The following is a 23,777-nucleotide window of genomic DNA, read 5'->3' on the forward strand; positions in this document are numbered from 1 at the left end:
CTTCGTGGTTTTGTCAGGCTGCAGATTTGCCTTCGGCAGCCCAAAGAGCGCCGCGCCGCATGATTTCTGTCACCTGCGGTATCTTCAGGTCGCTGAGTTCGTGCCCAATGGAGCAATAAAAAACGCGCCCCTTGTCCCATCGCCGTTTCCACACGACAGGGATCACTGTCCCTTCGATCCACCACAGGTGATCGCCAGAGAATGTCGTGGTCGCGAGGACTTCATTCGAGGGATCGACGAGCATGTAGTATTGCTCGGATGTCAGCCGGAAGCTCTTGATACCTTGGACGATCGGATCGTCCGGTTTGCAAATCGTTACATCGTAGTCGATGTAATCCTCGCGTGGTTGTAGATTATCGGGCCAGCCCGGAGGATGCGCAACGAATTGTCCGCCAATCAGGAAGTGGTAAGTCGGACGGTCTCGGAAGGCGTCGCCCATGTGCCCGTGCCACCCAGCGATCCCGCAGCCGTTGCTGATCAGAGACAGCAAGCCATCTTCTTGCCTCTTCGTCATATTGCCGAACTCTTCGCGGTGTCCTGAGCGGGCCGAAGACCAAATTGGTGTTATTAGGTCGAGGTCAGCCAAAACCTCGGGCCGCTCGAGCGGCTCCATTGTGTCGTAAACCACCACTTCGAAACCGTTTTGTTCCAAGAGATCTTTATACCAACGGGCGAAATCAGTCGGCGCGTGGCCTTCCCAACCACCAACAAATAGTGCAGCTTTCATGGCCTTTCCTTTCGCATGTAATCGAGCATGGCGGCCATGTCCCGCTCTCCATACCCATGAGCTTGAGCCGCGCGTAGTTTGTCCAATGTGACATGGCCTTGCGGCATCGCGGATTTGAGTTGGTCGGCGAGCGTTGCTGTGATCTTCATGTCCTTGAGTGCAAGGTCTACCGTAAAGGTTACATCGTGATTGGCCTCATCGAGGTAGAGCGGCCGCCTGTATCGCAACATCGGCGCGCATGCGGCGCTCTGTTCGATGGTGTCAAAGGCATCCTCTCGAGCAATACCCGCAGCCTCGGCCAAGGACATCGCTTCAGCCAATGTTTGGTTAATGCCGTGGATCATCGAGTTCACCGCAAGCTTCATGATGGCGCCAGCGCCGCTGCGTCCGAGAAAAACGGTTTTCCTTCCGAGTGCTTTTAGGACCGGCTTAAGATCTTGCCCGTCCTGCTCGTTGCAACCCGCCATAATCAGAAGATCCGCATCGGCAGCAGCTTGTGTCGCGCCCGAGACAGGGGCATCAACGATCCGCGCACCGTCCGGACCGCTTTTGACGAGGATGTCGATGTGGCTTGGACTCATAGTGCCCATCTCGACAAAGGTGCGCGCGGATCCTTGAAACAGTCCATCTTCGGCCAGATGAACGATTTCTGAAGATGGATCGTCGGCAAGCATTGTTATGACAATGTCAGATGCGTCTGAGAGCGCCTTTGGAGAAGCCGCAACAGAACAGTCCAAGGATTTTGCTAGCGCCTCGGCTTTGTCAGCACTTCTGTTCCAAAGCGTTAGTTCGGTATTCGGCAACCGCTTTGCGATGTTCGAAGCCATCGGCGCCCCCATGCGCCCCAACCCCGCGAACCCAATACGCATCACGCACTTTCCTTGCGTGGGGCGAGACCAGAGATAGCTTGAATCAAGCTGTCCTCAGTGACTTCTTCGGAGGTGAAGGTCCGCATGATCCGCCCTGAATACATTGCAACAATCCGATCAGAGACATGCAAAACCTCGGGCATTTCCGAACTGACAACCATAACCGCGTACCCCTCGGCAGCGAGGGCACGCAGCAACTTGTGGATTTCGGATTTGCTTCCTACATCGATCCCGCGTGTCGGCTCATCGACGATGAGCACCTCGGGATGCATCGAGAGCCATTTGCCAATTACGATTTTCTGTTGATTGCCGCCCGAGAGGTTCCCTACTTTCTGTTTCCAGCCAGGCGTACGAATGTCGAGGCCTTCGCGATATTTGTCAAAAATTGCAATCTCTGCACCCTCAGCGACAAAGGGACCGGCCTTCAAGTTATCGACCTGAGGCAAGGTCATGTTATCGCGGCAGTTCATTCCCAGAACCAGTCCCTGCCCTTTGCGATCTTCGGGGACAAGAGAGATGCCAAGCGAAATCGCGTCGGTGGGCGAATTGATCTGTTGTATGACACCATTAAGTACAATCTCGCCTGAGGTTGGAGTGCGCAGACCGAACAGAGTTTCGGCAATTTCTGTGCGCCCCGCCCCGACCAGACCGTAGAAGCCTACGACTTCACCTCTGCGAATTTCAAAGCTGACATCCTTGTACAACTTACCGCATGATAAACCGCGTACTTCTAATGCAACTTCACCCAACTCGTGATGGGACGCGTTGCGTGTTAGATCCAACTGCCGCCCAATCATCATCTGGGTGACGGCTTCTTCATTTGTCTCAACCGTGTCTACGGTGCCCTGATATTGTCCATCGCGCAGGATCGAGATCCGGTCAGTGATCTTAAAGATTTCTTCCATGCGGTGAGAGATGTAGATGATCCCGACGCCGCTGGCTTTTAGCTCTGCAATGACGTCAAACAGCACAACCTTTTCTGCGTCCGTCAGCGAGGCGGTCGGCTCATCGAAAATCACCGCCTTGGCATCGACAGTCAGCGCGCGCGCGATTTCCACCATCTGCTGGTTGGCGATCGATAAATCTCCAACCCGTGTTTTGGCATCGAAGCCCACATTCAGTTTCTTCAGGATTGTGTTCGTCCGGTCTGTCAAAGTCGGCCAATCGACAAAGCCAAAGCGTTTGCGTGGTAACTCTCCCAGATAGATGTTCTCGGCCACGCTCAATTCTTCGGCCAAACTGAGTTCTTGGTGAATGAACACGATGCCTTTGGCTTTAGCCTCAAGGGGACCAGCCATAACGACCCGATCATTCCCCACGTAAATCGCGCCCTCAGTGGGTTGGTGAATGCCGCCAAGGACTTTCATCAAAGTGGACTTACCAGCGCCATTTTCGCCCATGAGCGCATGAACTTCCCCGGGCATCACGGCAAAGGAGACGCCATCTAGTGCACGAACACCAGGAAAGGTCTTTACAATATTCTCGAGGCGCAAAACGGGATCGGTCATACCTTCAACTCCTCTTTGCCTTTGATATTCAACTGCTTGTCGAGGAACAGCACCGCGATCAGGATCAGGCCGATTACAAGATTGACAGTGGACGTATCCGCACCGATATGGCCAAGGCCCTTGCGCAGAAGCTGGATGGCGATCACACCGCCAAGGGTTCCGATTACGTTGCCTGCTCCGCCTGTAATTTTTGTCCCACCGAGCACGACTGCCGTGATGACCCACAACTCGTAGAGCTGACCGTCGTTGGGGTTCACAGAACCAGACTCGGAGTAGAAGATTACCGCCGACAGTGCTGCGAGAAAGCCGATGATCGCGAAGTTGACCATCATGTGGGGCCCAACCCGGATACCGGCATTCACGGCGGCCTCGCGATTGTCGCCGATTGCATAGGCGTTACGACCGTGCACGGTTCGGGCCATGAGAAACCACATGATCAAGGTGACGCCAGCTAGGAACCAGGTAGCTGTGGCAAATCCCAGAAATTGCGCTTCGGCAAAATCCACCAATGTCCAGTTAAGGTGACTCGTTGGGTTCTCGCCGTTGAACATAAAGACGATACCGCGGTACCCAAGCATCGACCCGAGCGTCACAATAAATGCATCAACACCGGTTTTCCAAACTATGAAGCCGTTGAGCGCACCGAGCAAAGTCCCGACCGATAGTGCCAGCAGCCAAGCAACCGGAATTACCCAATCCCCAAGTCCCGCAAAGATGGGCCATGTCATGCTATCCAGCAGAATGATCGCGGCAATGGCGAATGTGGCACCCACTGACAGGTCGATATTCCCATTCACCATCACGATTGTCATTCCCATCGCGATGATACCGATTGGTGCAGACTGCTTGAACAGAAGCAGCATGTTCTGCCAGTCCATGAAGGCCTTTTCCGACAGGGATAAGTATTCTCCTGCCACAGAAAAGAAGACGAGTTCGAGCAAAATGAAACCCCAGATCGCACCGCTCTTGACCAGATGAGAGAGATTGCCTTTTTTCATGACTGACCTCTTCACGCGATGTGCGAAAGTAGCTTGCCGCGCTTGGCTGCAATATCGAGCCAAACTGCAAGAATGATGATGACCCAAGTCACCACAAATTGGACGTAGAACTGCAGGCCGACCAAAAGCAGGCCGTTCTGGATGAACCCCAGGATCAGGACACCGACAACAGTTTTGAAAATCGTTCCGGAGCCGCCAAGCAAAGAAGCCCCCCCAAGGATCACAGCCGCGAGAACCTCTAGCTCAAGCCCCTGGCCTACCGTGTTTTGCGAGCCAAGCGAGCGGCTGGCCTGAATAACCCCAGCAGTCGCCACGCATGCGGCAGACAGCAGATAACAGGTGAAGACCGTGCGCGCGCGGCGGATCCCCGAGAAGGTCGCCGCAGTCCCATTGCCACCGACGGCATAGACTTTGCGGCCAAACGGCGTTCTTGCAAGCACGACACCCAGAAGTGCGGCGAGAGCGATGAAAATCAGGATCGGAACCGGAATGCCAAGGGCGGTGCCTTGTCCAAATACAGAAAACCACGTGCCTTCTTTGTCGGCTATGTCCATGTTTTGGCCACCGGAGTAGGTCAGCGTTAATCCATGGATCGCTGAGAGCATTCCGAGCGTTACTATGAGCGAATTGAGCCTGAGATATCCCACAAGGAATCCGATGAAAGCACCTAGGCAAAGCGTCATCACAAACATGGCTGGTATCGCCAGCGCGGGACCAAGTTTGTCATGCAGGTCTAACACTACGATGGTCGAGAATGACATCATCGATCCCACAGAAAGATCCAAGTTGCCACTGATCACCACGAAGGTGACCCCAAGAGCCATGACACCAAGGATCGCGGATGACCGCATGACACTGAAAACGTTATCAATTGTGATGAATTTTGGATTGGCGATGGTGAAGACAATCATGAACAGTGCAAAGGCGATCAGGATGCCCTGTTTCGCCAGCAAACCGCCGATCTTCCCCCTATCTAATCGTGCCATGATCCCCTCCCTTGAACCGTAGGCGTTGTGCGTGGTCTGGTTGTGGTCAGACCAGTTCCATCCCTCCGTCGATCATAACGATCTGGCCCGTCATGTAGTCGCTATCTTTGGACGCGAGGAACGTGGTTGTTCCGGTAATGTCCGGCGGACTGGCGACACGCCCTTTGAGAATGGACGCAGAGAATTCCTGCATGGCCTGTCCGGGGCGCTCCGAGGCGCCAATCTCCATCAGGTCTTGATCGACCTGCTCCCACATTTCTGTCTGAACCACACCCGGCGCGAAACCAGTTACCGTGATCCCGTGTTTTGCCAAGTCGCGTGCCCCGGATTGGGTCAGAGAAACGACGGCAAACTTGGACGCGCAGTAAGGCGCGACGTTATCGTATCCCTGGCGGCTTGCAATCGAGGCCGTGTTGATGATCTTGCCAGCCATCCCATCTTGGGTACGGCCCTGCGCAATCATTTGCCGTGCGGCTTCTTGCATGCCGATCATGCAGCCCAAACCGTTGACGCCCATTATGAAATTCCAGTTGGCCTCGTCGACATCCATGAAATTCATCGGCTTGTTTACACCGGCATTGTTGAACTTTACGTCAAGACGCCCAAAGGTCTGGACCGTGTGTTCAATCATTGCACGCACTTGCGCGCGGTTAGTGACGTCTACGGCTGCCGAAGTCACCTTGTCCCCGTAACGTGCACGGTTCTTATCTGCGACCGCAGCGGCACCGATCTCATCAATGTCTGCAAAACAAACTTTTGCGCCTTCTGCGAGCAAGGCCTCGCCGATTGCCCGGCCAATTCCACGAGCGGCACCCGTGACAAGGCAAACGCGATCTGTGACACGTCCCATGGCGTGCTTCCCTGTGCGATAGTAAACTGAAATGCCTAGAGCGATGCGGAGAGCAACTCGGCTCCCCGCACCACAGGAGGAAAATTTAGAACACTGGCTTTGTGAACTGATCCATGTTGTCCTGTGTGATCTTCGGCGTGTCGAAGTAATTCAGGAATGGTACATCTTCGCCTTTCAGGACGTCGATGGCGGTCTGGAGCGCTGCCTTCGCGTCATCAACAGGAGACTGATAGATCGATCCCCAGTAATCACCCGCAGCCATGGCCTCGTAACCTACGGCAAAGTTCGTCGCACCGACAAAGATGATACCTTCGCGACCCGCAGCCTTGGCGGCATTCAGCGCGCCAACCCCCATATTGTCGTCACCCGCGTACACGCCGTCGATGTCATCATACTTCACCAAGAATGCTTCCATAACCTGCTGCGACTTTTCACGGTTCCAGTCGCCGGGTTGTGTGTCTATTACGGTCACATTGGGGCAGACCTCGGGCAAGCGATCTTCAAAGCCTTTCGCCCGCTCAATCGCGGTGGTGTAACCAGGTTGACCTGTGATGTGGACCACATTTGCTTCGTCTTGGACGCCCATCTCTTTGAACTTGTCGCACATGATCTCTGCCGAACGTGCACCCTGCGTGATGTTGTCGGGACCCGAGAAGGATTTCACGAAATCAAAGCCAGCTTCTGCGATGTTCGAGTTGGTCACGATCACAGGGATGCCTGCCTGATGGGCTTTGCGAACGGCAGGGATCACGGCTTCGCCGTTTGTGGGCCAGATGATGATCGCATCGACTTCTTGTTGGATCAGGTCCTCTACCTGAGCGATCTGGCGCGCAACGTCACCGCCTGCGTCCAAAACCACAGTTTCGACCATATCGTTGGCGTTGGCAGCTTCGATGAAAGCCTTCTCATACGTGGTTTGATAGCTATCGACACCCACGTTGTTCTGCGTGATGCCGATCTTCATGGTGTCCCCGTGTCCGCCAGCAATGGCGGCACCTGCAAATGCGACAGCTGCGGTGGTCGCGGACAGGATGGTCCTGATTGTCATGTTTCTTCCTCCCAAAAGATTTAGCGGCGGGGCGTGCTGCTCCTCAACGGCGTACCCCTAGGCCCTTGCGAGCCTGTTTCGCATCTAGCTGTGCCAGACGACGAGACTCAGCTTGCCCAGTTGTAGTGCGAAAGGATCCCACAAAAACATTCATATTGGATTATACTGCATCCGAAATGGACATTTTTAGGATACGTTACCAATCCCACATTGGACATCTTGCTAGGAGTTAAGCGATGGCACGAAAGAATTCATCCGAATTGGACAGAATGCTTCCGCAGGCCGGAACAACGCTCAGCAATACAGGGCACGCGAAGGGCATGAAAGATATGGGGGGACATATACGGCAGAGTACTGGCACGCCGATGGCGAAGTCGGATGCAATTGCCATGCTGTCGTTCCTCGAAAGCGTGACCGACGAGGTGGATGGTGCCTATGACCTATTAGCGCCAAATCCGCACCTGCGCATGATGATCCACCTGATGGAAGGGCATTTCGAGGGCAAAACGGTAACAGCATCATCGTTGATTAGCGCCAGCCGTGTCCCCTACGCCACCGCAAACCGTCGCCTGCGAGAAATGATCGACGAAGGCTTGATCGAGCAGCGCCCCCGTACAACCACAGGCAAAAGCTTTTCACTGCACCCTAGCGAGACGATGCTTGAGGGGTGGATGCAACTTTCTGGTCGCCTACGCCGCGTCGGTGAAGGTGCCTTTGGCGGCTTGGCGCGCGGGCAAGACACCAAGGACTATTATTACGGAGGCAGCTACATTGCGGCGCAGTCCATTCCGCCGTTGCGTGTCCTACCCGAACCTCTCAAGGTGTCCGGTGGTATTCGCGCTCTAGTGCACGGTGATCCAACCTTCATGGTAATGGACGCGCTCAAGCGCCAGTTCGAACAGGTCATCGGCACAGATATCAGCCAGCGGGCTTTTTCGATTGATCGACTTCGCGAGGAAGCCTTGCGCAACGCGAAACGAGAGAACAGCCGATATGACATCATCGCGGTCGATTTGCCTTGGATAGGAGAATTCGCCAGCAAGAACGTTTTGATGCCACTGGATCAAGTGATGGATCTGGCATCCTTGGACACTGCGGATTTTCATACCGCCGGTTGGCATGGTGCGCACTGGGATGGCAGGGCCTACGGTGTCCCGGCGCAGACCACTCCAGAACTGCTGTTTTATCGGCACGATTTATTCGCAAAAGCGGGCCTAGAGCCGCCCACATCGACCGAAGCGTTGCTAGAGGCAGCACGCACTCTGCACGACCCAAAGCGCGGTAGATACGGAATCGCATGGAATGCCGCGCGCGGAACAGCACTGGGACACACGGTCTTGATGACCTTTGCGGACTTCGACCAGCCTATACTCGACCTGCCCAAAATGGCGGGCGGATACGATACTGATAAACTTGCCATGGGGGACTACCGGGCAACGATCGATACAGAAAATGGGCTGAAGGCGGCGGAGTTCTTGTTGCAACTTCTGCGCTATTCTCCTCCAGATATTCTTTCGATGTCTTGGTACGAACGGGTCAGACCATATGCAGCTGGGACTGTTGCGATGGCCTATGGCTACACCCTGCTTGCGCCGTATTTTGAACTAGATCAAACCTCGCCAGCATGCGGACAAACCAGTTATTTGCCACATCCGCCAGCGCCCGGAAAACGTCCGGTCGCCCCTGTCGGAGGGTATGTCATGGGCATCCCCGCGAACCTTGCGCCAGAGCGAATACCCGCGGCAATCCAAGCACTTAGAGTCTTCACCTCACCCGAGGCACAGAAACTATATGTCCAGAACGGCAGCCGGACGAACCCGCGTTACTCAGTGGGTTCGGATCCCGAAGTGCGCCGTAGTTCGACCATCTTCGAGGCTGTGGATGGAATGTCTTGGCGAGACGAGCTGCAGTTCTGGCCACGTCCGCCGGTTCCCGAAATAGGACAAATTATCCAGATCTGTGGCGAAGAATTTCACGACATGTTGCGCGGCATCGTGTCCCCGAAGGAAGCGCTCCGCAGAGCGCAGATACGGGCCGACGCAGTCATAACACCAAACGGGAAACTGTAATCTAGGGAGGGATACATGGACCCCAATCGACTGAAAGGTAAGAACATACTGATCACCGGTGCCGCGCGCGGCATGGGGGCAGCCAACGCCGAGGCTTTCGCTGCGCAAGGCGCGAACGTCTGCCTCGGCGACCTAGACGAGTCCGAGGCGCAGAAGGTCGCTGATGAGATCAATGCCAAAGGTGTGGGCCGCGCCATTGCTGTGAAAATGGATGTCACTAAACGAGAAGATAACGCCAAAGCGGTTGCCGCGACGGTCGACGCCTTTGGGTCCATAAACGTTGCCCTGTTTAACGCTGGCTTGAATAAACCTCGGTTCTTCATGGATATCGATGAAGACAACTGGGACATGATCATGAACGTGAACACCAAGGCGATGTGGCTCGGGATGCAAGAGGCCGCGCGCCAGATGATCGCACAAGGCCCTATGGAGGATCATCCCTATAAGCTAATCAACGTTGGTAGTATCGCGTCCAAGAAGCCGTTGGTGGATGTGACTGTCTACTGCACGTCGAAATACGGTTGTCTTGCTCTGACCGAGTGCGGGGCGCTGGGACTGGCCGAACACAATATTACTGTTAACGGCTATGCGCCCGGCGTTGTGGTTACTCCCCTTTGGGAGCAGCTCGACAAAGACTTGGTCGAGATCGGATTCAAAGAGCGCGAAGGCCAAGCCTATGACGACATCGTTGCCAATAACTTAGTGGTCAAGCGCGTTTCTTATCCGAAAGACATCGTTGGCACCGCGTCTTTTCTTGCCAGCGACGATAGCGACTACATGACCGGGCAGATGATCTCGATCGATGGTGGCTGGGTTACCAAGTAACCTTCTCTTTTTCTTCAGTTTTCACACTTACAAACGGGCCGCGCTGTGTGCCCGAAGGAGTTCTCTATGTCACGCGCTCTGATGCCGAACATGCTCACCCCCCAAGATCTGGAACCCAATTGGGAATGGCGCGACAAGCTACCCGCTTGGGGACATATGTCGGTGGATTTCGAACGCCGCATCGACCACGATCGTTTGCGTCGCTACCGCCTTGCCCGCACCCGTCAAGCCCTGCAGAACTCTCCTGCGGGCACTCTACTGTTGTTTGACGTAAACAACATTCGCTACGTGTCTGCGACGAAGATTGGCGAATGGGAGCGAGACAAGATGTGTCGTTTCTGTCTGCTCACAGGCGATGACAGCCCCTACGTTTGGGATTTTGGCTCTGCCGCGGAGCACCACAAACGGTACTCCGACTGGCTTGAACCAGATCACTGTCTCGCTGGTGTCGTTGGTATGCGCGGTACCATTCCGCCCGAGTTCGGGCTGATGAAGAAATACGCCAAGCAGATTGCAGGCCTCATTCGCGACGCTGGAATGGCGGACATGCCTGTCGGGGTAGACTACGCTGAAACAGCCATGTTCCACGCGCTACAAGAAGAGGGTCTGCACGTCATCGACGGTCAACAGATCATGCTGGCCGCGCGCGAGATCAAAAACTGGGATGAAATCCAACTCCTCACACAGGCCGCGTCCATGGTCGATGGCGTGTATCACATGATTTACGAAGAGCTGAAGCCGGGCGTTCGCGAGAATGACATCGTCGCGCTGTCGAACAAAATGCTCTACGAAATGGGGTCTGATGACGTTGAGGCAATCAACGCCATCTCGGGCGAGCGATGCAATCCCCATCCGCATAACTTTACAGACCGTCTCTTCCGCCCCGGAGACCAGGCGTTCTTTGACATCCTGCAGTCCTACCAGGGGTACCGAACCTGCTACTACCGGACCTTCAATATCGGCAGAGCCACGCCCGCACAGAATGATGCCTACATCAAAGCGCGAGAGTGGATTGATGCGTCAATTTCCATGATCAAACCCGGTGTGACGACGGACAAAGTGGCCGAAGTCTGGCCACGAGCTGAAGAGTTCGGGTTCCCCAATGAAGATGCGGCGTTTGGCCTGCAATTCGGTCATGGCTTGGGACTGGCACTGCATGAACGGCCCATCATCAGCCGCGCAATTTCTTTGGATCACCCGATGGAGATTCAGACGGGTATGGTCTTTGCGCTAGAGACATACTGCCCGGCCGCGGACGGTTATTCCGCCGCCCGGATCGAAGAAGAAGTGGTCGTCACGGAAACTGGCTGCGAAGTGATAAGCTTGTTCCCGGCCGAGGAACTGCCCATCGCGAACCGGTATTAAGCCATGACAAATCTGTTCGACCTAACCGGCCGCAAGGCCTTGGTGACTGGCGGTGCGACGGGCATTGGTGAGGGCATTGCCCTCGCCCTTGCCTCCGCTGGCGCAGACGTCGCGCTGACATACCGCAGCCACGCACCCGAAGACACGATTGCCAAGATTGAGGCGACGGGACGCAAGGCAGCGGCGGTCCGCGCTGATTTCACCGACATTGATGAAGACGCGGCTGCAAATGTTGTCAATTTTGCTGCAGATGCACTCGGAGGCTTGGACATCCTCGTGAACAACGCAGGGATCATCCATCGCGAGGATAGCAGAGATATGTCTCTGGCCGATTGGCGCCGTGTGTTGTCGGTCAACTTGGACAGTGTTTGGTTGCTGTCCCAAGCGGCGGGCAAGCGTATGGTGGCTCAAGGTAGCGGAAAGATCCTGATCGTCTCTTCTGTACTCGGCTCGCAGGGCGGACTGCGCGTTCCGGGATATGCATCCTCGAAACACGCCATTCTCGGCCTTACCAAAGCGCTCTGTAACGAGTGGGCGCCGCACGGTGTGAACGTGAACGCGATCGCACCAGGCTACACGGCGACAGACAACACCCAAGCTTTGCGCGACGATCCCGAACGGTCAAAGGCGCTACTTGACCGCATTCCCGCAGGCCGTTTTGCCGAACCCGCCGAGATCGCAGGTGCGGCTGTATTTTTGGCCTCTGACGCGGCCGCATATTGCCATGGTAGCTGCGTCACAGTCGATGGCGGTTGGCTCGCACGCTAAGGAAAAGAACATGCGTACTACATTTGCAGGAAAAACTGCCGTTATAACAGCTGCCGCGAACGGTATCGGGCGTGCCTCGGCATTGGCTCTGGCGGCGCGCGGAGCCGACGTCATTGCAACGGACATCGATGGCGACGGCGTCGCCGCTCTTGCAGACGAACAGGCGGGCATCACGGCACAGCGCCTCGACGTCATGGATTCCAATGCAATCGATGAATTGGTGCAGAATAACCCACGCATCGACATTCTCGTAAACTGCGCGGGATGGGTCCATGATGGCAGTATACTGGACTGTGACGAAGAGGCATGGGACCGCTCCTTTGCGTTGAATGCCAAGGCGATGTACCGGATCACCAAAGCGGTTTTGCCGGGAATGTTAGAAACGGGCACGGGAGCGATTGTGAATATCGCTTCAATCGTCTCGAGCGAAAAAGGTGCCCCGCGACGGTTCGCTTATGGCGCGTCCAAAGCGGCGATCATTGGGATGACCAAGTCTATCGCTGCCGACTTTGTACAAGACGGCATACGCTGCAATGCGATCTGTCCGGGTACCGTGCAAAGCCCATCTCTAGAAGACCGCCTACGTGCAACAGGTGACTTTGATAAGGCGCTTGCTGCATTCCAGCAGCGGCAACCCATGGGCCGACTTGGAACGCCTGAAGAAATTGCGGAAATGGTGTGCTATCTAGCGTCTGACATGGCTGGATTTACGACAGGTCAGGCATTCGCGGTCGATGGTGGGTGGTCAATCTAATGAAACTAAGCCGTGCTGCATGTATTGACGATCTCCGCGAGATGGCCCGTCGCCGTATCCCGGGCTTCGCCTTTGATTTGGTGGATGGTGGCGCGGAGTCAGAGCGGAACTTGCGACGAAATGTCGAGGCTTTCGAAGAAATCGAGCTGACCCCTCGCTATATGATCGACGTTGCGCGGATAAATACGCGCATGGCTCTATTTGGCAAAACATACGACTTGCCCTTTGGGATGGCGCCGATCGGGGTGCTCAATGCCTTCTGGCCAGACGCGGACCTGACGCTCGCGCGGCTCTGCAAGAAAGAGAATATACCTTATGTCGCCTCGTCGGCAGCATCGACGGCACTGGAACGTCTGGCCGAAGCCGCAGATGGCAACGGAATGTTCCAGCTTTACGTGTCGGGTAGCGATGATGTCACCGAGAGTCTGATTTCCAGAGCGGAATCAGCGCAATACGATGTGTTGTTCGTAACTGCTGACGTCCCAGCCGCTGGCAAGCGCGATCGAGATATCCGCAATCAGCTTGCGGTGCCGTTTCGTTTTACCCCAGAGGTCATTGCGCAATGTGCATGCCATCCGAGATGGTCTCTGACCAGTCTACGTCACGGCAAGCCGAATGTAGCAAATTATGCAGATCTTTTGCAGCAAGCCACTTCTTACGCCGAGGTGCAAAAGACCCTGATCACCCCAAGCTTCTCTTGGGAGAGCTTGCAAAAACTGCGTGACAGGTGGCGCGGAAAGCTTGTGGTCAAAGGCATCTTGCATCCCGAAGACGCGGATCGTTGTGCGGACATGGGCTGCGATGGCATCGTCGTTTCCAATCATGGTGGCAGGCAAGTTGCGTTTGGGCCATCAACAGCCGAGGTGTTGCCCGAAATTGCAGAGACCGTGAATAAACGCATGACCGTCATCGTGGACAGCGGCATTCGGCGCGGGGCCGACATCATGCGCGGCAAAGCGCTTGGGGCCGATTTTTCTCTCGTTGGTCGGGCAATGGCCTATGGGGTTGGGGCAGCAGGTCGCACGGGTGCCGAACGGGCGTTAGAAATCCTTAAACTCGAACTCGTTCGTGCGCTTGGCCAACTCGGGACCCCTTCGATCGTACAAGTCGGAGCCGAAAACCTGACGGATAGGACACTTCGTCGTCATCTGTAGCCTTCCCCTTATTGTCACGATGATTGCGTAGACACGTGTGCATCTTGGGCGCAGAAGACAAGCGTGCTAAGAAATCAAAAGCTTATCTGGTGCGGCCAAGAAACTGTTGGGTCGAGCGTCTCACGGCGGTCGGCCCATTGGTTAGCGATTTGCCAAGGGCGGGCGTACTGATCCATCACATCAGGTCCACGGACTCTCGGATGTCATTCCAGAACACGTTTTCGATGATCAGCAGATCACTTCCACCAAAGTCAAAATAGACGTTGCCGTTGCTTTCGGTGGCCAGAGCATCCAGATCACTCAAGGTCGTAACGCCGAGGTCTTCGGTATAAATCCGGAGGGTGTCGTTCTGACCCGCGCGCATGTCCTTGATGCGGTCAGTGTCAGACCCTGCGTAAAAGAGAAAAGTATCCGCGCCTTTGTTGCCAAACAGCTTGTCGCTGCCAGCACCGCCGGTCACCATGTCAGAGCCTCCGCCGCCCTTAACGACGTCTTTGCCATCCCCACCATACAACGCATCTGCTCCGCCGTTGCCAAAGAGCTTGTCTTTGCCGCCAAATCCAAAGAGCGAATCGCCGCCGCCTTGGCCTTTGAGTTTGTCGTTACCAGCGCCGCCCGTCATAAAGTCGTCGCCTTTGCCGCCCCACAGTTTATCGCGGCCGTCGTGTCCGTCGATGTCGTCATCTCCTGCGCCCCCAGCAATCATGTCATTGCCGCCAGAGCCGAGAAGTTGGTCGTCACCGTCACCACCACCGATCCAGTCATCCCCTTCGGCGCCAAATACGCTATCGTTGCCATGTCCGCCGAAAATATAGTCACGTCCGTCCGTCCCGTACGCGTTGTCCGCCCCCTGGCTGCCGACATACCGAACCCCCACCGCATCAAAATAAGCCGAGGCAGACGACGCAAAGTAACCGTCATTCTCTTGGGTATTGATTGCGGCGCCCATCAGCGCGTCGCCAGTATCGCGTCCGGCGAACGCAATCCCCTCGACGATCGACCCGACCGTGCCTGTGTTCTGAAACAAGAATTTAGCGACCGCGTCCTGATGAACTTCGTTTGCCTTCAACCATGTATTGAGAGTGTCGGCATCGACGAAGTTGCCGTTCTCATCCACCAAGAGATCCAGCAACTGCAAGCTGGGATTGATAAAGATATCTAATAGACTGGTCTGGAATGTTTCTGCCGCGTTCAATGTGGGAAACAATCCCGCCAGCGAACCGGTGCCAACCTGTGAAAGGGCATCAGAGATTAGGTATGTTGTTGCGGCTTCCATAGGGGATTGCAGCATGCTGCGAAGGTCCAGATCATATGACACAGGCGCGGCTTCAATGCCAAAAAGCCCGTCGTCGTCAAAACTGGTGTGCGGGCGGACAAACCCGTCCGGAATATCGTCGGCATATTCGTCTACGAACTGTGACGGGGCCAAGGTTTTGGACGCGAAAAACGCACTGATTTGCCCAAGAACGTCCGTATTAGTGTCCCCAGTGCCAGCGGTGTCGACCGGGTCACTGGTCCCGCCTGACCCGCCGATCACGCCGGAATCGTCGCTATCCTCGTCAGCGTTTAGGTAGATAACCTCGTCCGCCGCGCTTTTCACCTGCTCCAGCTCATCTCCGTCGAGGTATTTGATGACCCAGATCGAAGCCGGTTTTTCGTCGTAATTATATGGTCGAGGTCTCCCCTCGTCACGCCATGCGTCATACCCATCCGATGACGTTGTAATCTCTCCGACGCTGCCTTTGTAGTAATCGGATCCCAGCCAATCACCCCCACCACTTTGATCGCCCACTGACCAGTTCCCACTCTCGGTCGGATCATTCAATGATCCGTACTGAGCCTGTCCGATCGAGATGCCATCCCCGATCGTTAACCATTCAGCGTTATAAAGATCAGCGGTCGCGAATGAGGGACCAAGGATATCGACCTTGAGCGTCTCTGCGAAAGGCGCTTCGCTGTATTCGTAGGTAACCTCAATATAGAACTTCGTCAGGCTTCCGCCCTCGTCGCCATTCAGGTAAATCGTGCCTGCCATATTGTAAGGTCCCTTGGTAAATTGACTTTGGTGCACCAGCGCTTTGTGGCGTCAAACGGATACGTCGCCTAACACCCCAAAGTTTCAATCACATATACGAACGATTTCAAGTCGCCGATTCCACCAGTCCCAGAAGTATTGCCAAACTCGAACAACATCGGCATTACTCTGAGCACAGTACTTCTGTTGGAATTATCCTTTAAGGTTGAGTACTGCCGAAGGGGATTAGATCGCGTCTTTCTGGAAAAGCCTTACCGACACTTAGACAATCTTCGTCTCAATCCTTCCCAAACCTTCGATCTCCACAACGACTAAGTCCCCTTGCGACAGGCTGCCGACACCCGCAGGTGTGCCGGTCATGATCAGGTCTCCTGTTTTTAATTCAACCGAGTGCGAGAGCGCTGAAATGACTTCGGGGATATTCCAGATCATCTGGTTTAGATCGCCCGATTGGCGTGTTTTACCGTTGACGACGCTCTGGATTTTACCGGACGAGATGCTCCCTGTTTGGCGCTTAACGGGTCCGATCACGGCGCCGCCGTCGAAGCCTTTGGACAAGTCCCAAGGGCGTTTGAGCGACTTCGCCTCTGCTTGCATGTCGCGGCGGGTTAGATCGTTGCCCACGGCGTAGCCAAAGATGGTGCGCTCTGAAGCGGCCAGATCCAGATCGCGCCCACCGGAACCGAGACAAACAACCAATTCGCCTTCGTAGTGCAAGTCCTGCGTCTGCGGTGGGTAAGGCACCTCCTGACCGCCTTGGGTCACCGAGTCCGCTGGCTTTGAGAAGAAAAATGGCGGTTCGCGGTTCGGATCGTGCCCCATCTCGCGGGCATGGTCTGCATAGTTGCGGCCGACGCAATAAATCCGGCGAATGGGAAAGCGCGCCTCCTCTCCGGCAATAGGGAGCGAGGGGATCGCGGGCGGCTCAAAGGCATACTTGGGTGCGTCACTCATTTTGCGAACAGACCTTCGAAGTCGGCGAAGCCTTTGATCTCGATCGGGTTGCCCGAGGGGTCGAAGAAGAACATGGTACGCTGTTCGCCCGGCTCGCCTTCGAAACGAATAACCGGTGGGATGTCGAAGGCAACACCGTTTTGCTCCAGCCGTTCCGCCAATGCTTTCCAATCATCCAAAGCTAAAACTGCTCCCATGTGGGGCATCATGACCATATGATCCCCGACTTTTCCGGTGCGAGTCACCTCGAACGGCTTGCCCAAGTGGAACGACAACTGATGACCAAAGAAATCGAAATCGACCCATGTGTCTGTTGAGCGTCCTTCTTCGCAGCCCAAGACGTCGCCGTAGAAGCGGCGAGTCTCGTCAAGGTCGGTAACATGAAGCGCAAGGTGAAAGAGGGACTTCATTGCGGTTTCCTTTCGGGGATGGAGCTAGAATTGCCTCTTATTTGCGCAGTTGCGGACAAAGCGTAAAGGGGCGTGCAGATGGCGACGATCTCTCTTTAAGCCAAGAGCTATCTTAAAGTGCATCTCTCGTGGGCCTTAAAAACTATTTTATAACAGAATGTTACGCCGACATCGGAAACTTGCGCAACGGAAAGCCCACGCTTCAAAGTATAATCTGAGGATATAATTCTACTTGTATAATAATCCAAATCTATATTGGCACTCGCTCAGAAAAGTGGCGTTTTGACTTCAAGGGCGTGCCTTAACAAGCGCCCCTCCTCCCCAACCCAACAGGAACTGAGCTTATGATCCGAACTCCCCTCCTCGCCTCTGTCGCCCTCTTCGGTTTGGCCACCGCGACCTTGGCTGCCCCTGCCGAAATCAAGTCCGAAGGCTACAAAGCTGCCCTCGACGGGACCTTTGCGCCCCACGCCATGCCCACCATGTCGGGCGATGTCGAAGGCTTCAACATCGACCTCGCCGCCGCGATCAGCGAAAAGCTTGGCGCACCGATTGAAGTGACCGCTGCGCAATTCTCGGGCCTGATCCCTGCCCTGCAAGCGGGCACCTATGACTTCCTCGTCGCGCCTGTGACCGTCACCGAAGAGCGTGCCGCAAACCTGCTGTTCAGCGAAGGTTTCATGGGAACCAACTTCCGGTTTGTCGTCCCCCAAGGCTCGGAAGCGGCAGACTTCACCGACCTTGACGGGTTCAAGGGCAAAACCATCGCGGTGAACAAAGGCTCGGTTTACGAGTCCTTCCTCGCTGACCGCGCCGACGAATATGGTTGGGAAGTTGTTTCTTTCGGCACCAACACTGACGCAATTCAGGCCGTCACTTCGGGCCGTGCAGATGCCTCTCTCGGTGGTGCGACGACCTCGGCGTGGGCCGTGAAAAAGAACCCCGCGATCGAGCTGTCCTATGAATACGAAACCGGCCTCGTTTGGGCGTTCCCCTTTCGCAAGGATGACGCGCCGACCCGTGACCTGATCGATAGCGTTCTCGAATGCCTCAAGACCGATGGCACCATGGTCGCTCTGTCGGAAAAATGGTTTGGCGTCACCCCTGCCGAAGGCACGACCATCGTCACCCCGACGCCGGGCTACGGTACACCGGATTTCGCGGGCTATGACGCGACCGAACACGAGGTGACCTGCACGTTCTAAGACGTCGCGTCATCTCTCACAGGTCTGGCCCGTCGTCCCCCTCCAGCTTCGGCTTTGACGGGCCAGCACTTTGTTTCTGGCCAAACCCCAAGACCACAGAGGCCCCCCTTATGTCCCAGCCCCGCGCCATGCTCGAGATACACGCGCTCGAGAAAAGCTTCGGTCAAACCGAGGTTCTCAAGAATATAGATTTGAAGGTGCGCGAAGGGGAGCTTGTGTTTGTCATCGGACCTTCGGGGTCAGGCAAATCCACGATGCTGCGCTGTTGCAACCGGCTCGAAGAGCCGACGTCCGGCGCCATCATGATCGACAATGAGCGTATCACCGACATCCCGCGCCGTGATCTGGACAAGATGCGGCTGAAAGTCGGGATGGTGTTTCAAGGTTTCCACCTCTACCCGCATATGACCGTCCTGAAAAACGTGATGCTCGCGCAGGTGAAGGCGCTTGGCCGCTCCAAGGTAGAGGCCGAAGCGCGCGCGCTCGACATGCTGGATCAAGTGGGTCTGAAGCATAAGGCTGATGCGCGCCCTTCGGAACTGTCTGGGGGTCAGCAGCAGCGTGTCGCGATCGCGCGCGCGGTCGCACTTGATCCCAAAGTCATGCTGTTTGATGAGCCGACCTCTGCGCTCGATCCCGAACTGGTTGGCTCGGTCCTCAAGGTGATGAAAGAGCTGCGCCAGAAAGGCATGACCATGCTGGTGGTCAGCCACGAGATGGCCTTTGCCCGCGAGGCAGCGGATCGTGTTGTCTTTATGGACGGCGGATATGTCGTCGAACAAGGCCCGCCCGAAGAGGTCTTTGGCAATCCGAAATCTGACCGGCTCAAGGCGTTCCTGTCACGCGTTTCAGGGAATGAAGTGGCCTGATGCGGTTTCTCGAGACATTCTTTAATCCGGCGGTGATCGGTCAGTATTTGCCCGACATCTTTGCCGCCATGTGGGTCACGATCTATCTGGCCGTGGCGACCGTTATAACCGGTGTCCTGCTGGGGGGCGCTCTGGCGTGCATCCGCACCGCGAACCTCAAAGTCGTGAACTTCTTTATCATCGTCTTTGCTGACATCATGCGCGCCCTGCCGCCGCTGGTGCTGATCCTGATCCTCTATTTCGGGATGCCATCCGTGGGCCTGAGCTTGTCTGCGGAAGTCGTGATCTGGCTGGTTCTGTCAGCCGTTCTGACCGCCTTTGCTGAAGAAATCTTCTGGGGCGGACTGACTGCCGTCCCCGCTGGTCAGTGGGAAGCTGGCCGTGCGACGGGGCATTCCAAGTTCCAAACCCTGATCTATATCGCCCTGCCCCAAGCCGTGCGCATGGGCATCCCGCCGCTGGTCAATCGCATCCTCGCGACGACCAAGCTCACTGCGCTTGGCTCCGTGATCGGGGTCAAAGAGATCCTGTCCGTCGCCTCGTCCGCGCAAAGTTTCTCTGGCTCCGCGACGCCGCTCACGATGGCAGCGGTGGCCTACATGATCATCTTTATCCCCGCCGTCATTGCGTCCCACTGGGTGGAACGACGCTTCAGCTACAAGATGTGAGGGCGGCAAAATGGATATGTTTCTAACCACATTCTTCAACATCGACATTATGATGCAGGCGCTGCCGCTCTTGCTCAAAGGGGCGGTGACCACGCTACAGCTTTGCGCGGTGGTAATTATCTGCGGCCTGTTTGGCGGGCTGATGTTGGCACTTGGCGCACTTAGCCCCCGCGGGTGGCTGCGCTGGACGTCTGTCATCTACATCGACCTCTTCCGCGCAATCCCACCGCTGGTTCTGCTGATCTTTGTCTATTCCGGTCTGCCCTTTGCAGGGCTGGAATTGGCGCCCTTCTCGGCTGTCGTGATCGCGTTCTTTATGAACAACTCCGCTTACTTTGCCGAGGTGTTCCGCGCTGGCATCAACGCCGTCCCCAAGGGTCAAACCGAAGCTGCGCGCGCAACCGGTCTGTCGCCCACGCAAACCATGATCCACGTTGTCCTGCCCCCTGCGATCCGCAATGTGCTGCCCGACTTGCTGTCCAACACCGTCGAGGTGGTCAAGCTCACCTCGCTCGCCTCCGTCGTGTCCCTGTCCGAGCTTCTGTACTCGGCCAACATGGCGCGCTCGGTGACCTATAACGCCTCGCCTCTCGTACTGGCGGCGCTTCTCTATCTGGCCGTTCTCTGGCCGCTGGTTCGGGTCATCTCCCGCTACCAGCGCGGTCTGGCCGTCAAATAATCGAAAGGAATTACACAATGACCAAGATGATCATCGGGGGTGCGCAGATTGGCGGCATCCAGAAGGACGAAACCCGCGACGAGGTTGTCGCGCGTATGATGGCGCTGATGGATCAGGCCCACGAGAAGGGCGTTGAATTCCTGACCTATCCCGAGATGACTTTGACCACTTTCTTTCCGCGGTTCTATGTCGAGGATCGCGCAGAATTCGACCACTGGTTCGAAACCGAGATGCCGAATGAGGCCACCGCGCCGCTGTTCGCCAAGGCCAAAGAATACGGCATGGGCTTTTCCTTTGGCTATTGCGAGCTGACGCCGGAAGGTGAGCATTTCAACACCTCGATCATCGTGTCCCCTGAGGGAGAGATCGTGTTGAAGTACCGCAAAACCCACTTGCCCGGTCACTCGGAATACGAGCCGGAACGCAGCCACCAGCACCTTGAAAAACGGTATTTCCTGCCAGGCGATACAGGTTTTAACGTTGTACGCAGCCAAGGCGCGATCATGGGTCTGGCCATCTGCAACGACCGCCGCTGGCCCGAAAGCTGGCGCGTGATGGGTCTGCAGGGCGTGCAGCTTGTGAGTATCGGCTACAACACGCCGTCGCAGAACAACCTGTCCAAAGAAGAAGGTATTGAGCGGCGCGTGTACCACCACGAACTGTCGGTCTGCGCCGGGGCCTACCAGAACTCGACCTATGCTGTGGCCGTCGCGAAATGCGGCATGGAAGACGGCAACCACATGTTCGCAGGCTCGATCATCGTGGACCCCGATGGCTTTGTGATCGCTCGCGCCGAGGGCGAAGGGGACGAGCTGATCGTGGCCGAGGCTGACTTTGACAAATGCGCCTTTGGCAAGTCGACCATTTTCAACTTTGAGGCCCATCGCCGTATCGAACATTATGGACTGATTGCATCCCAGACCGGCGTAAAGGAACCCTCTGAATGACTTTTGAAACCGTAATTCACGGCGGCACCATTGTTACCGCCGAGGGCCAGTTTAAGGGCGATATCGGGATTGCGGATGGACGGATCGTCGCTGTGTCCGAAAAGCTGGATGGCGGCGACACGCGCATCGACGCCGGCGGGCGGCTGGTTATGCCGGGCGGGATCGAAACCCACGCCCACATCGCACAGGAAAGCTCGTCGGGGGTGATGACCGCCGATGACTACCTGTCCGGCTCGATCTCGGCTGCGTTTGGCGGCAATTCGTCGTTTATCCCCTTTGCCGCTCAGCAAAGGGGCCAGTCCGTTGATGACGTCATCAAGACCTACGACGCCCGGGGTGAACGGTCTGTCATCGATTACTCCTACCACCTGATCATCTCGGACCCGACGGAGAAGGTTTTGACCGAAGAGCTGCCGCGCGCTTTTGCTCGCGGCATCACCTCGTTCAAGGTCTTCATGACCTACGACCTGATGAACCTTGGCGATGGGGGCATGCTCGATATCCTCTCGGTGGCGCGCGAGCATGGTGCGATCACTATGGTCCATGCCGAAAATAACGACATGGTTAAGTGGATGAACAAGCTCCTGGCCGCGCGCGGTCTGAGCGACCCAAAATACCACGCAATTTCGCGTCCTGAATTGGCCGAAGAAGAGGCGATCAACCGCGCTGTACAACTGGCCAAACTGGTGGACGCACCCTTGTTCGTCGTCCATGTGTCGACCGAAGGCGGGGCAGAGATTATCCGCCGGGAGCAGTGGAACGGGGCGAAGCTTTATGCCGAGACCTGCCCGCAATATCTGGCGCTGACCCGCAATGATCTGGACCGTCCCGGTACAGAGGGGGCCAAGTACATCTGTTCGCCGCCGCTGCGGGACGAAGCCACCCAAGAAGTACTGTGGAAGCATATTCGCATGGGCACCTTTGTGGGCGTTCACTCGGACCACGCGCCCTATCGCTATGACGAAACGGGGAAATTCGTGAATGGGGCTGATGTGCCCTATTCGAAAATTGCCAACGGCATGCCGGGGATTGCAGCCCGTCTGCCCTACCTCTTTTCAGAAGGGGTCGTGAAAGGGCGCATCACGCCCGAGCAGTTTGTGGCTCTGTCGTCCAGCAACACCGCCAAGGTGTTTGGCTGCACCACCAAAGGCCGGATCGCACCGGGTATGGACGCGGACATTGCTATCTGGGACCCAGAAGAGCGGCGCACCGTTCGCGCAGTGGATCAGCACGACAACATGGACTATTCCCCATTCGAAGGCATGGAACTGACCGGCGTGCCCAAGCTGGTCATGAACCGCGGCCGTGTCATCGTCGAAAATGATGAACTCATGGCAACCGAAGGTCAGGGCCAGTTCTTTGGCCGTGCGCCCGTGGATCTGCGCGGTACGCCCGACTATGTAGCCAAAGAGTTCGATCCGGCGCAAAACTTCGGGACAGTCCTGCGATGAGCGATCCGATCCTGATCATCAATCCGAATAGCTCGGGCGAGGTGACGGATGGCATTCGGCATGCGGTCGCCGTTCTGGGTCCGCATTTCGAAGTCATCGACATCCAGCAAAGCCCCGCGACAATCGCGAGCGACGAAGATGTCGCCCGCGCGGGACTCGAGGTTTTGGCGACATCGCGTGCACGGCCCGATGCCTCAGCCTATATCACGGCGTGCTTTTCGGATCCGGGTCTCGATCTCTTGCGCGCCGAGGGTGTGAAGACTGCTATTGGATGTCAGGAGGCTGGCATTCTGACGGCGCTCGCGCGTGCGGACCGCTTTGGGATCATTGCGCTGTCAGAACGCTCGATCCCGCGCCACATGCGCAAAATGCGGCAGATGGGAGTGGCTGAACGTCTGGCTGGCGAGTTAGCCCTGCCTGGTGTGTCGGCTGCCGCTTCGGGGCGTGACGAGGCCGTCTATGCGTTGGTCCGAGACAAGGCCGAAAAGCTTGGCCAAATGGGCGCGGGCGCGATCGTTTTGGGCTGTGCGGGCATGGCACCGATCCGTGCGCGCTTGGAGCAAGATACAGGATTGGCTGTGATCGACCCCGTGATGGCCGCTGCAAGTATCGCGCTTGGCGCGGTGCTCGGCTGACGG

Annotated in this window: 23 protein-coding genes; 13 read left to right on the plus strand and 10 right to left on the minus strand. The window is 56.2% G+C overall.

Features of this window, described 5'->3' with window-relative positions:
- Positions 1–13: 13 nt before the first annotated feature.
- The 7 genes from N4A58_RS07120 to N4A58_RS07150 all read right to left on the minus strand — a co-directional run bounded on the left by N4A58_RS07120 (position 14) and on the right by N4A58_RS07150 (position 6,986).
- A complete protein-coding gene (locus N4A58_RS07120) occupies positions 14–727 on the minus strand; it encodes a ThuA domain-containing protein (protein ID WP_293708546.1) in 714 nt (237 codons plus the stop codon).
- On the minus strand, positions 724–1,596 hold the full coding sequence (locus N4A58_RS07125; RefSeq protein WP_293708547.1) for an NAD(P)-dependent oxidoreductase: 873 nt from the start codon (positions 1,594–1,596) through the stop codon (positions 724–726). Before N4A58_RS07125 ends, N4A58_RS07120 begins: the two co-directional genes overlap by 4 nt.
- A complete protein-coding gene (locus N4A58_RS07130; RefSeq protein WP_293708548.1) occupies positions 1,596–3,104 on the minus strand; it encodes a sugar ABC transporter ATP-binding protein in 1,509 nt (502 codons plus the stop codon). The genes N4A58_RS07125 and N4A58_RS07130 overlap by 1 nt, the downstream gene beginning before the upstream one ends.
- On the minus strand, positions 3,101–4,102 hold the full coding sequence (locus N4A58_RS07135; RefSeq protein WP_293708549.1) for an ABC transporter permease: 1,002 nt from the start codon (positions 4,100–4,102) through the stop codon (positions 3,101–3,103). Before N4A58_RS07135 ends, N4A58_RS07130 begins: the two co-directional genes overlap by 4 nt.
- A gap of 11 nt (positions 4,103–4,113) precedes the next feature.
- Positions 4,114–5,088, minus strand: coding sequence for an ABC transporter permease (locus tag N4A58_RS07140; protein ID WP_293708550.1), 975 nt, complete (start codon positions 5,086–5,088; stop codon positions 4,114–4,116).
- Positions 5,089–5,134: 46 nt separating this feature from the next.
- Positions 5,135–5,938 carry an SDR family oxidoreductase gene (locus N4A58_RS07145; RefSeq protein WP_293708551.1) on the minus strand — a complete coding sequence of 268 codons (804 nt, stop codon included), beginning with the start codon at positions 5,936–5,938 and terminating at the stop codon, positions 5,135–5,137.
- An 85-nt stretch (positions 5,939–6,023) separates the two neighbouring features.
- Positions 6,024–6,986 (minus strand): sugar ABC transporter substrate-binding protein, encoded by a 963-nt coding sequence (locus tag N4A58_RS07150; RefSeq protein WP_293708552.1) that lies wholly within the window; start codon positions 6,984–6,986, stop codon positions 6,024–6,026.
- Between the two features lie 329 nt (positions 6,987–7,315).
- Here N4A58_RS07150 and N4A58_RS07155 point away from each other — a divergent pair, with 329 nt between their 5' ends.
- From N4A58_RS07155 to N4A58_RS07180, 6 genes are all read left to right on the plus strand, one after another.
- On the plus strand, positions 7,316–9,055 hold the full coding sequence (locus tag N4A58_RS07155) for an extracellular solute-binding protein (RefSeq protein ID WP_293708584.1): 1,740 nt from the start codon (positions 7,316–7,318) through the stop codon (positions 9,053–9,055).
- 15 nt (positions 9,056–9,070) lie between these two features.
- Entirely contained in the window at positions 9,071–9,880 is an 810-nt protein-coding gene (locus N4A58_RS07160) for an SDR family oxidoreductase (RefSeq protein WP_293708553.1), read from the plus strand.
- Between the two features lie 66 nt (positions 9,881–9,946).
- Entirely contained in the window at positions 9,947–11,245 is a 1,299-nt protein-coding gene (locus tag N4A58_RS07165) for a Xaa-Pro peptidase family protein (RefSeq protein ID WP_293708554.1), read from the plus strand.
- A gap of 3 nt (positions 11,246–11,248) precedes the next feature.
- Complete coding sequence (locus N4A58_RS07170; protein WP_293708555.1) at positions 11,249–12,013, plus strand: glucose 1-dehydrogenase; 765 nt, start codon at positions 11,249–11,251, stop codon at positions 12,011–12,013.
- A gap of 10 nt (positions 12,014–12,023) precedes the next feature.
- On the plus strand, positions 12,024–12,767 hold the full coding sequence (locus N4A58_RS07175) for an SDR family oxidoreductase (RefSeq protein ID WP_293708556.1): 744 nt from the start codon (positions 12,024–12,026) through the stop codon (positions 12,765–12,767).
- Entirely contained in the window at positions 12,767–13,921 is a 1,155-nt protein-coding gene (locus N4A58_RS07180; RefSeq protein WP_293708557.1) for an alpha-hydroxy acid oxidase, read from the plus strand. Before N4A58_RS07175 ends, N4A58_RS07180 begins: the two co-directional genes overlap by 1 nt.
- A 175-nt stretch (positions 13,922–14,096) precedes the next feature.
- On the opposite strand, the gene N4A58_RS07185 is transcribed toward N4A58_RS07180, so the two are convergent.
- The 3 genes from N4A58_RS07185 to N4A58_RS07195 all read right to left on the minus strand — a co-directional run bounded on the left by N4A58_RS07185 (position 14,097) and on the right by N4A58_RS07195 (position 17,320).
- The gene (locus tag N4A58_RS07185; RefSeq protein WP_293708558.1) at positions 14,097–15,956 is read right to left on the minus strand and encodes a calcium-binding protein; all 1,860 of its coding nucleotides are present in this window, start codon (positions 15,954–15,956) and stop codon (positions 14,097–14,099) included.
- A gap of 261 nt (positions 15,957–16,217) precedes the next feature.
- Positions 16,218–16,910 carry a fumarylacetoacetate hydrolase family protein gene (locus N4A58_RS07190; RefSeq protein WP_293708559.1) on the minus strand — a complete coding sequence of 231 codons (693 nt, stop codon included), beginning with the start codon at positions 16,908–16,910 and terminating at the stop codon, positions 16,218–16,220.
- On the minus strand, positions 16,907–17,320 hold the full coding sequence (locus tag N4A58_RS07195) for a VOC family protein (protein WP_293708560.1): 414 nt from the start codon (positions 17,318–17,320) through the stop codon (positions 16,907–16,909). Before N4A58_RS07195 ends, N4A58_RS07190 begins: the two co-directional genes overlap by 4 nt.
- A 344-nt stretch (positions 17,321–17,664) precedes the next feature.
- On the opposite strand from N4A58_RS07195, the gene N4A58_RS07200 reads away from it, so the two are divergent.
- The 7 genes from N4A58_RS07200 to N4A58_RS07230 all read left to right on the plus strand — a co-directional run bounded on the left by N4A58_RS07200 (position 17,665) and on the right by N4A58_RS07230 (position 23,774).
- Positions 17,665–18,525, plus strand: coding sequence for a transporter substrate-binding domain-containing protein (locus N4A58_RS07200; RefSeq protein WP_293708561.1), 861 nt, complete (start codon positions 17,665–17,667; stop codon positions 18,523–18,525).
- A 128-nt stretch (positions 18,526–18,653) separates the two neighbouring features.
- Positions 18,654–19,394, plus strand: a complete 741-nt coding sequence (locus tag N4A58_RS07205) for an amino acid ABC transporter ATP-binding protein (protein ID WP_367176802.1) — start codon at positions 18,654–18,656, stop codon at positions 19,392–19,394.
- Positions 19,394–20,062: an ABC transporter permease subunit gene (locus N4A58_RS07210; RefSeq protein ID WP_293708563.1), complete on the plus strand. Its 669-nt coding sequence runs from the start codon at positions 19,394–19,396 to the stop codon at positions 20,060–20,062. Before N4A58_RS07205 ends, N4A58_RS07210 begins: the two co-directional genes overlap by 1 nt.
- A gap of 10 nt (positions 20,063–20,072) precedes the next feature.
- Positions 20,073–20,741 (plus strand): amino acid ABC transporter permease, encoded by a 669-nt coding sequence (locus N4A58_RS07215; RefSeq protein WP_293708564.1) that lies wholly within the window; start codon positions 20,073–20,075, stop codon positions 20,739–20,741.
- Between the two features lie 17 nt (positions 20,742–20,758).
- On the plus strand, positions 20,759–21,688 hold the full coding sequence (locus N4A58_RS07220; protein WP_293708565.1) for an N-carbamoyl-D-amino-acid hydrolase: 930 nt from the start codon (positions 20,759–20,761) through the stop codon (positions 21,686–21,688).
- Positions 21,685–23,139, plus strand: a complete 1,455-nt coding sequence (hydA, locus tag N4A58_RS07225) for a dihydropyrimidinase (RefSeq protein ID WP_293708566.1) — start codon at positions 21,685–21,687, stop codon at positions 23,137–23,139. Before N4A58_RS07220 ends, hydA begins: the two co-directional genes overlap by 4 nt.
- Positions 23,136–23,774 carry an aspartate/glutamate racemase family protein gene (locus tag N4A58_RS07230; RefSeq protein ID WP_293708567.1) on the plus strand — a complete coding sequence of 213 codons (639 nt, stop codon included), beginning with the start codon at positions 23,136–23,138 and terminating at the stop codon, positions 23,772–23,774. Before hydA ends, N4A58_RS07230 begins: the two co-directional genes overlap by 4 nt.
- Positions 23,775–23,777: the final 3 nt, after the last annotated feature.

This window comes from Donghicola sp., assembly GCF_025210255.1.
In the GTDB taxonomy this organism is placed as follows: domain Bacteria; phylum Pseudomonadota; class Alphaproteobacteria; order Rhodobacterales; family Rhodobacteraceae; genus Donghicola; species Donghicola eburneus.